Here is a 14,206-nt window from a genome sequence, read left to right on the forward strand (position 1 = left end):
GTCAGGAGGCTTCCATCACGTCGCGTTCCTCTTCTGCGCCCAGTTGCCTAGCGATGACGGTGGATGGCTGCCACGACTCGACACCGTGAATGACCGGTTTGTCCGCCAGAATCTGCTCAACGAGTTGTTGCTCGCGCAGGCGTGCCGCCGCGATCGAACGCTCCTTGACGTGGCCGTAGCCGCGAATCGAATCCGGCAGGTTCGCCCATGCGACGAACGCCGACAGGTTGTCCGAGTTCAGTTTCGGCAACAGGCGTTGCAGGGTTTGCTCGTAGTCACTCAGCAAGCGGCGTTCTTCGCGGCGCTCGGCGGAAAAGCCCAGCGGATCGAACCGGGTGTGACGCAACACTCGGCCCTTGGCCAGCACCTTCAGCAGCGGCAGAATCCAGCCGGAGAAAGCGACCTTTTTCGGCTCGCCAGTGCTGTCCTGCTTCTTGCGCAGCAGCGGCAAGGCAAAGTGGAATTTCAGACGAATGCCACCGTCGAACCGGGCTTTGAGCGAGTCGGTGAAACTGCGGGTGGTGAGCAGCCGCGCAACTTCGTACTCGTCCTTGTAGGCCATCAATTTGAACAGGTTGCGTGCCACCGCTTCGGTCAAGGCACTCTCATCACCGGCCGTCGGCAGCGCCCGCAGCTGCTCGATGACGTTGCGATAACGCGCCGCATACGCTGCGTTCTGGTAGCCCGTCAGGAACTCGCTGCGGTTGTCGATCAGCTGTTCGAGGCTTTCGCGGCGGCCGCGCATGTCGCTGATGTCGCGGATCGCAATCGTCGACACGGCATCCACTGGCTGATCGAGATAAGGCGCGGCAAACGCCGGGTCCTGCGCCCACAACCGTCCCCAGGCGAAAGCCAGATGGTTGGCAGCGGCGCTGCCGGCCAGATCGATGGCCTTCTGCAGTGCCGGCAGCGACACCGGTACCGTGCCCTTCTGCCAGGCGTAACCGAGCAACAACATGTTGGCCTGCATCGGGCTGACCAGCGAGTTCGCCAATTGCCCGGCGTCCAGGCTGTGGAACTGCCCGGCGCCGACCTTCTCTTTCAAAAATGCTTGTATCGCGTCGGTTTCAATACTCAGTTGCGTGTTACGCAACATCGCGCCGGTCTGGGTCAGCGCACTGTTGGCGATGACCACGGTTTTTTTTCCGCCGCAGCGTTGCCAGTGCATCGTCTTCGCTGGCCACCACCAGATCGGCCGCGAGCAGCAGGTCGGCGCCGCCGATATCGATACGATGCTGGTGCAGCGCATCGGCATGACCGGCCAGACGCACATGGCTCAACACCGCACCGCCCTTCTGCGCGAACCCGGTAAAATCGAGCACGCTGACCGCGCGGCCGTCGAGGTGGGCCGCCATGGCAATGGCCCGCGCCACGGTCACGACGCCGGTACCGCCGACACCGGCCAAAAGCATTTCGTACGGCCTGTCGAGCGACCGTGGTGCCTGCGGCAGCGCCAGCGCTTCGGCCCGCGCCAGCACTTCGGCGCTGTCGGCCAGTTTGCGCGGACGTTGCCGCGGCTTGCCGGTCACCGTCACGAAGCTTGGGCAGAAACCCTTGATGCACGACAGATCGGTATTGCACGAGTGCGGATCGATGCGGCGTTTGGCGCCGAACGGTGTTTGTACCGGGATCACCGACAGGCAGTTGGATTTGACCTGGCAATCGCCACAGCCTTCACAGACCGCTTCATTGATCACCACTTCGGTTTTCACCAACGGCGCCGGCAACTGCTTCTTGCGTCGACGCCCTTCGACCGCGCAGACCTGATCGAAAATCAGCACGCTGACGCCACGGGTGTCGCGCAACTGCTGCTGCACTTCTTCGAGCTTTTCCCGGTGAAACACTTCGATGCCCTGAGGCAGGCTGTCATGCGCCTGATAGCGCTGCAGGTCGTCCGCCACCACCACGATTCGCTGGGCGCCTTCGGCCTTCAGCAGCTCGACGGCTTTTTTTACCGTCAGCTTGCCGTCGATAGGCTGACCGCCGGTCATGGCCACCGCGTCGTTGTAGAGCAGTTTGTAGGTGATGGTCGCGCCGGCCGCGATAGCCTGCCGTACCGCGAGGAATCCAGAGTGGAAAAAGGTGCCGTCGCCAATGTTCTGAAAGATGTGCGGGGTCTGCACAAACGGCGCCTGCCCCAGCCAGTCGACCCCTTCCCCGCCCATCTGCACGCTGCCGGTGGTCGAGCGCTCGGGCATGCGTGCGGCCATGGCATGGCAGCCGATACCGAGCCGCGCTTCACTGCCCTTGGGCACCTGGGTCGAGGTGTTGTGCGGGCACCCCGAACACAGATAAGGCGTACGGCGGATCCAGTCTTCGACCCGCGAAACGCAGGGCGTAAGCCAGAAATCCGGAAGGCTCGGTTCGATGCCCAGAGCTGGCAGGCGCTGCAGCAGCAGCGCGGCGATGCGCGACGGGCGCAGCTCTTCGTGATCGGAGATCAGCGCTGCGCCGTTTTCGTCGGTCTTGCCGATGATCACCGCACGCTGGTCGTGGGCAGCGTTGTAATACTTCTGCTTGAGCTGCTCTTCGACGATTGCCTGCTTCTCTTCGATGATCAGCACCTTGCCAGCCCGCTGGGTCCAGGCGTCCAGCACCGGCGACAGCGGATAAACCAGGTTGATCTTGAGCAATGCGACGCCGGCATTTTCCAGCTGTTCGAGGGCAATGCCGCATTGCTGCAAGGCCTGGCGTACATCGCCATAGGCCTTGCCGACCGCGGCGATGACCAGTGTCGGTTGTGCCGGCGCGGTGATCGCCGTGTCGATCGGGTTGGCCAGGGCAAAGGCCCGGGCGGCATCGAACTTGAAGGCGGTGCGGCGTTCGATCTGCATGCCCGGCAGATCCGGCCAGCGCCAGTGCAGACCGTCCGGGCCCGGATTGATCTCGGGGGTGACGAATTCGGGCAGCGGCGAGGACTCAACCGAAGTCGTTGCCTCGACCGTCTCGGTGATCGCCTTGAAACCCACCCACAAACCGGAGACGCGTGACAGCGCCCAGCCCCACAGGCCGCAGCGTTCGTAGTCAGCCAGTCCCGCCGGGTGAATCACCGGCAAGCCCCATGCCATCAGCGTGCGATCGGATTGGTGGGACATCGACGACGACACGCAACCGTGATCGTCGCCGGTAACCACCAATACTCCGCCGTTGGGCGACGAGCCATAGGAACTGCCATGTTTGATCGCGTCTCCGGAACGATCGACGCCCGGCCCCTTGCCGTACCACATGCCAAACACGCCGTCATACAGACGCTGCGGATCGGTTTCGACGCGCTGGGTGCCGATCAGGGCCGTTGCGGCCAGATCCTCGTTGATCGCCGGCAAAAAGCGGATGTTGGCGTTTTCCAAAACACTCTTGGCCTTGACCAGTTCCCGATCCACGCCCCCCAGCGGCGAGCCGCGATAACCGCTGACGAATCCGGCGGTGCGAATGCCGTTGGATCGATCAAGGGCAGCCTGGGACAGCAGCAATCTCACCAGGGCCTGCTGCCCGCTGAGAAAGATGCGCTCATTGGGCTGCGCGTGTTCCCGGCAGTACATCGAGCGGCTGTCATGGTTTTCGATCCGCGACAAGGCGGTTTGCGCCTCATCAGCGGCGAGTTTGTCGGGTTGCAGGCGTTGACGTTCTGAATCAATGGAATCCAAGTACACAGTTTCAAATCCTTATGAAAACTTCACATTAAATGTGCTTATTTGCGCACTACAGCAGAGGGTTGCATCAAAACTTTCGACCGCAATACGACGGTGATTCGGGCGATATAAACACCTGATCAGACGCGCAGAAAGACGCACTCGCACGGTTCCACGGCATCACGGGAACACATCGATTTACTTCAATCTTTCTTAATAGTCAGCGCCAAACCAGTAACAAATCTTCAATTCCTTATGAAAACTTTACTTTAAGCACACTTACAATCTCACCAATTCGAGCACAACTCAGCCACACCATTTTGCACAGGCGATAGTTGCGTAAAACACGCAAAAAAGTTGTTCACGGGAACAATGACTGGATTGAATTACTGTCCCATCAAATGTAAGTAAAAAGTCTCAAATCCTTGTGAAAACCTTTCTTTCAATGCACAGACCAGCACGGCCGAATGCGTCACCTGCGGCTTGGAAAGCAAGCGAGTGCACAGGGGCTTTTCGGCTTTTTGAAAAGGAGAGGTTCTCGGCTGAATCCACGAATTTCCGGGGATCCATGGAATGATTGTCATGATTTTGACGACGTGACAATGACGTCGCGATTTCAGCTGCTGCACGATCCTGAGCGGCTCCCGGACAAATGCCGGGGACGAACTGATCGAGCCGAAATCGAAGGGGTTCCGATCCAATGGAGTCCAGATACAAAGTTTCATTCCTTATGAAAACTTCACACGACCGTCCTGGTCGCTTTATTACAGCCGTTATAAAACGGTCAGCATCTCGGGCAAAAAATAGTAGGTTCGGAGCGTCCCCTTGTCAATCGCTGTAACAAACATTTAATGGCAAATCGAAAACCATGAACTATCTGGTTCACGCAATCATCACAGTGCATTGTCCATGACAGGCTTTACATTATCGAATCGGTTGTCCAACTCTTGGATTAACACGCGGTCACTCTTCAATCGATTGCAATGCAAAACTTCGTCCATCGCCAGCAATTATCGGTCAGTCACGCAGTGGCTCGGCAATATCACGCCCGCGCACTCTAAGACCAAAGTATTACTTTACATAAACGGATAACAGGAAAAGCGCCTTTGCCCGTGCAACAACTTTCACGGCGTCTGATGCTCACCGATGCCAAGCCGTTCATGCCCCTATAAATATATGGATTGATGAATCGCTGCCTGACAGCAGCTGTGGTGTGACTGGAAGTCAGCCTTTATCCTTGTCACCCCCGCCGTACCGCTGTCAGGAGTCAACCCATGCCCCATGAAGGCAATCTGTTACAAGCCGCTGTCGTGTTTCTCTTCGCAGCCGTGCTCACTGTGCCCTTGGCCAAACGCCTGCAACTGGGCGCGGTGCTCGGTTATCTGTTGGCGGGGGTGATCATCGGCCCGTCGGTGCTCGGCCTGATCGGCAATCCGCAGAGCGTCGCGCATATTTCCGAACTGGGCGTGGTGTTGCTGCTGTTCATCATCGGCCTTGAGCTGTCGCCACGCCGCCTGTGGGTGATGCGCAAGTCGGTGTTTGGCGTAGGTCTGGCACAGGTACTGCTGACGGCGGCGGTGATCGGCGTGCTGGCGTTGTACGTGTTCGGTCAGCCGCTGAACAGTGCGATTGTGCTTGGCCTTGGTCTGGCGCTGTCGTCCACCGCATTCGGCCTGCAAAGCCTGGCCGAGCGCAAGGAACTGACCAGCCCGCACGGGCGGCTGGCGTTTGCGATTCTGCTGTTTCAGGACATCGCCGCGATCCCGTTGATCGCGCTGGTGCCGATGCTCGCTGGCGGCGGCCACGAAACCAGCAGCGCCGCAAGCCTCAATCACGGTTTGCAGGTGCTCGGCGGGATCGCCGTGGTGGTGGTCGGCGGGCGTTATCTGTTGCGTCCGGTGTTTCGCGTGGTGGCGAAAACCGGTCTGCCGGAGGTCTCCACCGCCACCGCATTGCTGGTGGTGATCGGCACGGCGTGGCTGATGGATCTGGTCGGCGTGTCGATGGCCCTCGGGGCTTTCCTCGCTGGCCTGCTGCTGGCGGATTCGGAATATCGCCATGAACTGGAAGCGCAGATCGAGCCGTTCAAGGGCCTGCTGCTCGGGCTGTTTTTCATCAGCGTCGGCATGGGCGCCAACCTGAGTCTGCTGCTGAGTGCGCCGATCACCGTGTTGGGCCTGACGCTGCTGCTGATCGGTTTGAAGTTGCCGCTGCTGTTTGTGGTCGGGCGTCTGGCCGGTGGGCTGACCAAGGTCAGTGCGATTCGCCTGGGTATCGTGCTCGCGGCCGGCGGTGAGTTTGCCTTTGTGGTGTTCAAGATCGGGCGCGATCAGGGCCTGTTCGAAGCGCGCCTGTATGACCTGCTGGTACTGACCATCACCCTGTCGATGGCGTTGACGCCGTTGCTGCTGCTGATCTGCGCGCGGTTGGTCAGCCCCAAGGTGCAGCCGGTGGAAGTGCCGGAGAAATTCCGCGAGATCGACACCGAGGCTCCGCGCGTGGTGATTGCCGGCATGGGCCGGATGGGCCAGATCGTGGCGCGGATTCTACGGGCGCAGAACATCAAGTTCGTGGCGCTGGACACGTCGGTGGAAACCATCGAACTGTCGCGCAGTTTTGGCGGCGTGCCAGTGTTCTATGGCGACCCGATGCGCCCGGAAATCCTCAATGCGGCAAAGGTTGGCGAGGCGGAGTATTTCGTGATTGCCACGGATGATCCGGAGACCAACATCAAGACCGCGGAGATCGTGCGCAAGCTGTATCCGCACATGAAGATCATCGCCCGCGCACGTAACCGTCAGCACGTGCACCGCTTGGTCGATGTCGGTGCCGAAGCGATTCGCGAGACCTATTACTCCAGCCTGGAAATGAGCCGCCGCACGCTGGTCGGCCTCGGTCTGACCCAAGCCCAGGCCGATGCGCGGATCAAGCGCTTCAAGCACCACGACGAACAGGTGCTGGAAGCCCAGCACGCGATCTACGACGACGCGGCCAAAGTCCTGCAAACCGCCCAGGAAGCCCGGGCGGAACTGGCGCGGTTATTCGAGTCGGATCAACTGGAAGAGGAAGCGCGCAAGGTCTGATCTCCTTGCACAGATCCAGACTTCAGGCCTACAGCACTGACGCCTTCGCGGGCAAGCCCGCTCCCACAGGTTTTGTGAACACCCGAAAACCCTGTAGGAGCTGCCGCAGGCTGCGATCTTTTGATCTTGCTTTTTAAGATCAAAAGATCGCAGCCTGCAGCAGCTCCTACAGGGGATTGGGTCAGGCCAGCTCTAACTCAAGCTCTTGCTTGACCGGCGCCACCGCAAACCGATCCGCCAGGAACGGTGTGATATCCAGCGGCAGCGCCTCCTGGTTGACCAGTTTGTCCAGCAGCACCCCGGTGATCGCCGAGGTCAGGATGCCGGTGCGGAAATGTCCGCAGGCATTCAGGTAACCCTCCACCCCGCGCATCGGTCCGAGGATCGGCAGTTCATCCGGCGAGCCCGGACGCAACCCGGCCCAGGTGCGCTTGAGATTGACGTCCTTGAGTTCCGGCAGGCAACGCACGGCGCCCTGCACCAGCCCGGCGATTTCCGGGTAGGTGGTGGTGACATCGAAGCCTTTGTCTTCGGTGGTGCTGCCGATCAGGATCTCGCCGTTGTCCTTCTGCGCCACATAGCAGTCGCTGGTGGTCAGGCAGCCGTTGAGGATCTTCGGCATGCGCTCGGTCAGCAGGATCTGGCCCTTGACCGGTTTCACCGGGATACGAATCCCCGTCGCCCACTCACTCAAGTCCGCCGCCCAGGCACCAGCGGCGTTGATCAGGGTCTTGCAGTGGAACACGCCCTCCTCGGCCGTCTGCACGCCAGTCACGCGGCTGCCGTGGTGCAACACACCGGTGACGTTAGTGTTGACGAAGATATCGACGCCATTCTGCCGCGCGCCTTCCATGTAGGCATCGGCGAGACGGAACGGGCTGACCTGGTGATCGCAGAGAAACTCCAGCGCGCCGCGCGCCTCGTGGCTGACGCTCGGCTCAGCCTCGCGCAGCGCGGCCTGATCGAGCCAGCGCACCTGATCGGCCAGATGCGGAATGCAGCTGACGATGTGCTCGGCATAGAGCCGGTCTTCGTCGTCATAGATGACGAATTTCAGCCCGGTCTTTTCGAACTTGAAATCCATCCCGTGCTTGTCGATCAACTCACGGTGCAGTTGCGGGTACAGCGCGTTGGACTGCAAGGCGAAATCGAAGAACGACTCCGGCAGGATGTGCGGCGTGCTGGCGTCCACCGCGACCGCCGCGCCCTGGGTTTCGCGCTTGCGGTTGGCCGACATCATGCGGAAGAAAATCACCCCGCAGCCCAGCCCCACCGACTCGCCGATGGCCCACAAGCCGCCGGCCGAAGCGCGGGTGGCGTTGCCTGGGCGCTTGGCGTCGATCAGCGCGACCTTCAGGTTCTCGCGCTTGGACAATTGATAGGCGCAGGACGCCCCGATCACGCCGCCGCCGGCAATGACCACGTCATAGAACTTACTCATGGGAAGCGGCCTCCGTGCCGACGGACTGGAAAGCGGAAAATGGAATCGGATCGATCGGGAAACGCGGACGCAGCCAGCCAACGTCCTTGCGCCCGGTGGCTTGGCGCAGACGGTCGCTGCAATAGCCGACGCACATCCGCCCCTGACAATCACCCATGCTGACGCGGGTGCGCATCTTCAGGCTGGCGATGTCCTGCACGCCCTGCTCCAGCGCCAGATCGATGTCGGCGCGAGTCGCGTGTTCGCAACGGCAGATCACCGTGTCGGCCGCCGGCAGCGCAGTCTGGCCGACGCCGCGTTCGGTGTAGCGATCCACCGCCGCCCGGAAGCGCACGATCGTTTTCAGTTTGCTCAGGAAGCGGTCGCGCCGCACCTGCGCCAGCTCTTCTTCGATAATCCCCCGTTGCAGCAGGATCGACGTCGCGGCGATCTTGCCCGCGAGCATTGCCGCTTCACCGCCGCGAATGCCACCCATGTCACCGGCCAGATGCACGTGCGGCTCGTTGCTTTGCTGCCAGGTGTTCGAATTGGCACGCAGGTAGCCGTCGTCGCTGAAGCCGTGATCCAGGCCCATCTGTTGACTGAGCTGAGTGCGCGGAATGAAGCCGTAGCCAACCGCCAGGGTCTTGGCCTCGAAGCGTTCGATGCGGGTCAGATCCGGCTCCCAGGTGGCCGAATACGGCGCGACAGTGACGCTTTTCAACTCGCCGTCGCCGTGGGCTTCGACCACGCCCCAGCCGTAGTGCATCGGGATGCCGTGCAGTTTCAGATAGGCGAGCATGCTCAGGCCATCGAGAAACAGTTGCGGCTTGTTCAGCAGCGCCAGGCTTTCGCGGGCGATCTTGCCGAATGCGCAGGCTTCATAGACGCCCGCGACCTTGACCCCGGACGCGTGTAACTGGGTCGCCACCAGCGGCAACAGCGGCCCGGTGCCGGCGATGATCACCGGCCCTTGCGGCTTGACCACACCACTTTTGATTTGCAGTTGCAGGCCACCGAGCATGATCACCCCCGGCAGTGTCCAGCCGGGGAACGGCACGCTGCGCTCGTGGCAACCGGCGGCCAGCAGCAATTGCGGATATTCGATCTCGTGCAGTTGCTCGTCGCCGTCGAGCACCACCAGCGCGCGGGTGCCTTCGGCGCCGACCACGCGGTGATTGAGGCGCACGTCGATCAGCCCGGATTGCTCCTGAAAATCACCGTGCAGTTTGCTCAGGGCTTCGGAATAGCGCGGCCCGAGATAATCCAGTTGCACGCCGTCGCGCAGCGGCCCGCGATAGACCACGCCGCCGAGGCGCGAGGCTTCTTCGAGCAAGGTGCAGCGCACACCATGGCGCGCCAGTTCGATGGCAGCCGCCATCCCCGCCGGACCACCGCCGACGATCACCGGTTGCAGGCTCATACAACCTCCTGCTCGTTGATGCGGTTGACCTGGGTTTCAATCTGCATGCCGTCGCGCACCACGGTCTGGCAGGCGCGGCGCTTGTGGCGGCCGTTGATTTTCACCAGGCAGCACTGGCACACGCCCATGCCGCAGTAGGCACCGCTGATCTGGTTGTGATCGTTGCGTGCGACCTGGCGCACGCCGAGGGACTGAATAACGCTGAGGACGGTTTCGCCGATGGCCGCGGTGACCGCTTGGCCGTTGATGTGTACGGTCATATCCGCCTGGGTCAGGGGCTGGATATCGAAGGTGCGTTCTAGGCAGTGCATTACGATGTTCATCCGTGAAAAGGTTCGGGTGGGGTTTACGTCAGCTCCTTGCTGCGCTCTGCCTGGCGACCCGCTCTGATTATTTGATGGGGGTCTGCCGGGCTACTCCATGAGCGCAGTAAATTGCGCACCGGAGCACTGTAGTCGATACCGCGACAAGGGCCTGGATCTTTTAAGTTAGGTGATATCGCGAGAGTGAATATTGATCCAGATCGACAAATCCACCTCTACCCCTGTAGGAGCTGCCGCAGGCTGCGATCTTTTGATCTTGATCTTAAAAATCAAAAGATCGCAGCCTTCGGCAGCTCCTACAGGGAGCATGGGGCGGGCATGAAAAAGCCGCTTTCACCGTGAAGTGAAAGCGGCCGAGGCATGGGCCTCAATAGAGCATCTGGATCAGTGTACGAACAGGGCGATCAGGATGATGATCGGGATCGGCACACCGAGGAAAAACAGAAGTAGAGAGCGCATGGTGATTCTCCTTGTTTAACGAACTGGAGGCAGTGTGGTGGTGGCGGTGTAGGTCTCGACTTCGACGTACTCCACCGCATCCCGACGACGACCGCCGTAAGTAGCGGCGAGACTGGCGAAGAACGCACCGGCCAACAGTGCAATGAACATCCACAACGAAGTCCAGGCAGCAACTTTGGCAGCGGTGTCGGCAGCCTGCTGGGCTTTGACCTTGGCGTCGGCGATGGCTTTCTGAGTGCGGGCATACACGTCGTCGACACGTTTCTCGGCGTCGGCCTGACTCAGGTTGGTCCGTTGTGCGACCAGTTGTGCAAGGTAGGTGCGGTCTTCAGGGCTGAGTTGGCCGTTGGCCAGGCTCTGGGCGAAGATCCGGGTCACCGCACCGTGGGCGGCGTCATCGCTGACGGACGCTGGACGGTCATCACGGAACAGGCTGTCGACAAAGTAACCGTACTGGTCGCTGTTGGTGTTGGCTGCGGCAGTACCGGCCGCCTGAGTCGCGGCAGCTGCTGCGCCACCGGCAACACTGGCACCGGCCTGCACACCGCCACTGATCACACTGCCGACCGAGCCGACCACCAGCACTGCGGTGACCAAAGTGGCCACACACCAGGCAAGGAAACCATGGGCGGTATCACGGAAGTACACTTCATCGCCGTGCATGTTGGCCCACTTCACTCGCAGGCGACCGGCGATGTAGCCACCGAGACCCGAAGCGACGATTTGCGTCGCTGCCAGCCAGACAATCGTCGAAATCCCCAGGCTCTTGGCGCTGACGCCCTCCCCGGCCCAAGGTGAAACGGCAGAGAATCCCAAACCGAAGCCGAGCAGCACCAGAATCATCGACAGTGCTGCGGCCGCCGCTGCGCCCGCGAAAATCGCGCCCCAGGACACGCCTGACACGTTGCTCGACTCTCCTTCGAAGGCAGGATAAAACCCATCAGAGGATCTATTCATTGTTGTAGTGCTCCAGGCATGAAAAATGGTGTTACAACTCGTCACGAGATGAATTGCAGCGACCGTGCCATTTGCCAGCTTTGAATAAGTCGTTAAATTTCAACAGGTTAAAAAGACTGAACTTCTTAGGACCATGCAATTTGCAACAATCGGTCGAAAGCAGCGGGTTTTATGCATTGAAGTCAAATCCGCAACGCTATCGGAATTTGCAGGAGTGACAGGCTATACATGAAAGTTAATTTAAAGCGCGCCGGAAAATACTTGGCAAAATGCTGCCATTCCGTTTGAACCGATCAAGGCTTGCTCTATGACTCGTATTTTGACCATCGAAGACGACGCCGTGACTGCCCGTGAAATCGTCGCCGAACTCAGCAGCCACGGCCTGCAAGTGGATTGGGTCGACAATGGCCGCGAGGGCCTGGACCGTGCCGTCAGCGGCAACTACGACCTGATCACCCTCGACCGCATGCTGCCGGAACTCGATGGCCTGGCCATCGTCACCACTCTGCGCACCATGGGCGTGGCCACGCCGATTCTGATGATCAGTGCCCTCTCCGATGTCGATGAGCGCGTGCGCGGCTTGCGCGCCGGCGGCGATGATTACCTGACCAAACCGTTCGCCACCGACGAGATGGCCGCACGTGTGGAAGTGCTGCTGCGCCGCCAGAACAGCGTTGCCACCCAGGCCACCACGTTGCAGGTTGCCGACCTCGAACTGGATTTGATCAGCCACGAAGCACGCCGCGCCGGGCAGGTGCTGACGCTGCTGCCCACCGAATACAAGCTGCTGGAATTCCTCATGCGCAACAGCGGCCAGATCCTGTCGCGGATGATGATTTTCGAAGAGGTCTGGGGTTATCACTTCGACCCGGGCACCAACCTGATCGACGTACACATTGGCCGTCTGCGCAAGAAGATCGACGCGGCGGGCAATGTTCCGCTGATTCGCACGGTACGGGGCTCGGGTTATGTCATTGCCGAACCCGTCTGACGGCTGGCGTTCCTCCAGCAGTCGACTGCTGGCGCTGTACAGTTCGCTGTTCGTGGCCTGGAGCGCGATCCTCATGGGGGTCATGTATTTCGAGGTGTCCAGCTACCTCGATAACCTCGCCAAGCATTCGCTGATGCAACGTCAGCATCTGTTTTCGCACTTTCGCGGTGAGCAGCTGGAAGAAGCGCTCGCCGCCAGCATGACCTTCGATATACGCGGCATCGACGCCTATGGCCTGTTCGACGCCCAAGGCGTTTACCTCGGCGGTGCTTTGCAGCAACTGCCCGAAGGCCTGCCGCTGGATGGCAAGATCCACACCCTGGATGACTGCGCCGACTCTGACGACCCGACCCTGCCCGCCGACAGCTGCGACGCCGTGGCAACCCAGACCCGCGACGGTCGCTGGCTGGTGTTGTTGCGCGACAACGGCTCGCTGTTCGCGGTGACGCGGATCATTTTGCATGCATTGTTCTGGGGTGTATCGCTGACCATCCTGCCGGGGATTGCCGGTTGGCATTTGCTGCGCCGCCGACCGATGCGCCGCATCCGCGCGATTCAAGACAGCGCCCAGGCGATTGTCGCCGGCGACCTGACCCACCGTTTGCCGCTGTCCAACCGCCGCGATGAACTGGACATGCTCGCCGCCATCGTCAACGCCATGCTCGATCGCATCGAGCGGCTGATGCATGAGGTCAAAGGCGTGTGCGACAACATCGCTCACGACCTGCGCACCCCGCTGACGCGTTTGCGGGCGCAGTTGTATCGCATGCAACAGCAGGCTGGTGAAGGTTCGCAGGAAGCGGCGCAACTGGACCTGGTGCTGGCCGAGGCCGATACGCTGATGGCGCGGTTTCGAGGATTGCTGCGGATTTCCGAGCTGGAAGACCGTCAGCGGCGCTCAGGTTTTGTCGAGCTGGATCCGGTGCAATTGCTCGAGGAACTGCATGAGTTCTACCTGCCGCTGGCCGAGGAAGGCGAACTGCTGTTCGTGCTGAACATGCCGGAGACCCTGCCGCCACTCAATGGCGACCGGGCGTTGCTGTTCGAGGCGCTGGCGAATCTGTTGAGCAACTCGATCAAGTTCACCCCGGCAGGCGGTACGGTGATTTTGCGTGGTGTGAACGACGGCGGGCATACGCGGATTGAAGTCCACGATTCCGGACCGGGTATCCCCGAAGCCGAGCGTGAGGCGGTGTTTCAGCGTTTCTATCGGGCCGAGGGTGGACAACCGCAGAGCGGCTTTGGTCTGGGTCTGTCGATTGTGGCAGCTATTGTCAGCCTGCATGGCTTCAATCTTGAGGTGGGCAGCAGTGAGCTGGGGGGTGCGAAGCTGGTGCTGGATTGTCGGCAGAGTTTGATCGCCAACTCCTGATCCCCTGTGGGAGCGAGCCTGCTCGCGAATGCGGTGTGACAGTCAATGCAGATGTTGACCGATCCGACGCCTTCGCGAGCAAGCTCGCTCCCACAGTTTTTGCGTTTTACCTGTCAAGCCGGGTAATTGGCCCGCAGCGCCTCAAGGCCACCCTGATAGATGCCATTGAACAGCGCCACCACTTCCTCATCACTCACGCCCTTGGCGTTGAAGCGTCCCGACCACGTCACTCGAGCGCCCTGCCCCTGAGCTTCAACCTTGATCGTCGCCAGATAGTCAGTCGCCGGGAACGGTGCCTGTTCGATCGAGTAGCTGTAGGTCCTGGCCGCGTTGTCGAACGCTTGCAGGCGCTCGATCACCACGCTGCCATCGGCGGTTTGCAGGGTGCGCACGCGTCCGCCTTCGCTCAGTTCACTCTTGGGAATCAACGGCAGCCAGTCCGGCAGCGTGTTGAAGCCGCCGATCAATTGCCAGACCTGATCGGCCGAGGCCGGGATTTCGATGGTTGCTGATGCAGTTGCCATAAATAAATGTTTCTCCAGAGTCTTC

Annotated in this window: 10 protein-coding genes; 3 read left to right on the forward strand and 7 right to left on the reverse strand. The window is 60.6% G+C overall.

Annotated features, from left to right (window positions below; all coding sequences use genetic code 11):
* Position 1: 1 nt before the first annotated feature.
* The gene (locus LOY52_RS15900) at positions 2-1,135 is read right to left on the reverse strand and encodes a DUF6537 domain-containing protein (RefSeq protein WP_258674965.1); all 1,134 of its coding nucleotides are present in this window, start codon (positions 1,133-1,135) and stop codon (positions 2-4) included.
* Entirely contained in the window at positions 1,086-3,650 is a 2,565-nt protein-coding gene (locus LOY52_RS15905) for an indolepyruvate ferredoxin oxidoreductase family protein (RefSeq protein ID WP_258674966.1), read from the reverse strand. Before LOY52_RS15905 ends, LOY52_RS15900 begins: the two co-directional genes overlap by 50 nt.
* Before the next feature lie 1,253 nt (positions 3,651-4,903).
* Between LOY52_RS15905 and LOY52_RS15910 the strand changes: the two genes are divergently transcribed.
* Complete coding sequence (locus LOY52_RS15910; RefSeq protein WP_258674967.1) at positions 4,904-6,712, forward strand: monovalent cation:proton antiporter-2 (CPA2) family protein; 1,809 nt, start codon at positions 4,904-4,906, stop codon at positions 6,710-6,712.
* Positions 6,713-6,893: 181 nt separating this feature from the next.
* On the opposite strand, the gene hcnC is transcribed toward LOY52_RS15910, so the two are convergent.
* The 4 genes from hcnC to LOY52_RS15930 all read right to left on the reverse strand — a co-directional run bounded on the left by hcnC (position 6,894) and on the right by LOY52_RS15930 (position 11,294).
* The gene (gene hcnC / locus LOY52_RS15915; RefSeq protein WP_258674968.1) at positions 6,894-8,153 is read right to left on the reverse strand and encodes a cyanide-forming glycine dehydrogenase subunit HcnC; all 1,260 of its coding nucleotides are present in this window, start codon (positions 8,151-8,153) and stop codon (positions 6,894-6,896) included.
* Entirely contained in the window at positions 8,146-9,555 is a 1,410-nt protein-coding gene (hcnB, locus tag LOY52_RS15920; RefSeq protein WP_258674969.1) for a cyanide-forming glycine dehydrogenase subunit HcnB, read from the reverse strand. Before hcnB ends, hcnC begins: the two co-directional genes overlap by 8 nt.
* Positions 9,552-9,866, reverse strand: coding sequence for a cyanide-forming glycine dehydrogenase subunit HcnA (gene hcnA, locus LOY52_RS15925; protein WP_258674970.1), 315 nt, complete (start codon positions 9,864-9,866; stop codon positions 9,552-9,554). Before hcnA ends, hcnB begins: the two co-directional genes overlap by 4 nt.
* Before the next feature lie 486 nt (positions 9,867-10,352).
* The gene (locus tag LOY52_RS15930; RefSeq protein WP_258674971.1) at positions 10,353-11,294 is read right to left on the reverse strand and encodes a hypothetical protein; all 942 of its coding nucleotides are present in this window, start codon (positions 11,292-11,294) and stop codon (positions 10,353-10,355) included.
* 307 nt (positions 11,295-11,601) lie between these two features.
* Between LOY52_RS15930 and LOY52_RS15935 the strand changes: the two genes are divergently transcribed.
* Together LOY52_RS15935 and LOY52_RS15940 are read left to right on the forward strand one after the other, a co-directional pair.
* Positions 11,602-12,285: a response regulator transcription factor gene (locus tag LOY52_RS15935; protein WP_027613239.1), complete on the forward strand. Its 684-nt coding sequence runs from the start codon at positions 11,602-11,604 to the stop codon at positions 12,283-12,285.
* Complete coding sequence (locus LOY52_RS15940) at positions 12,263-13,657, forward strand: HAMP domain-containing sensor histidine kinase (RefSeq protein ID WP_097088039.1); 1,395 nt, start codon at positions 12,263-12,265, stop codon at positions 13,655-13,657. Before LOY52_RS15935 ends, LOY52_RS15940 begins: the two co-directional genes overlap by 23 nt.
* Before the next feature lie 113 nt (positions 13,658-13,770).
* Here the strand turns inward: LOY52_RS15940 and LOY52_RS15945 are convergent, their stop codons facing one another.
* Positions 13,771-14,181, reverse strand: a complete 411-nt coding sequence (locus LOY52_RS15945) for an SRPBCC family protein (protein WP_258674972.1) — start codon at positions 14,179-14,181, stop codon at positions 13,771-13,773.
* Between the last annotated feature and the right edge of the window lie 25 nt (positions 14,182-14,206).

Origin of the sequence: Pseudomonas sp. B21-051, from assembly GCF_024748795.1 — a bacterium.
Classification (GTDB): domain Bacteria; phylum Pseudomonadota; class Gammaproteobacteria; order Pseudomonadales; family Pseudomonadaceae; genus Aquipseudomonas; species Aquipseudomonas putida_A.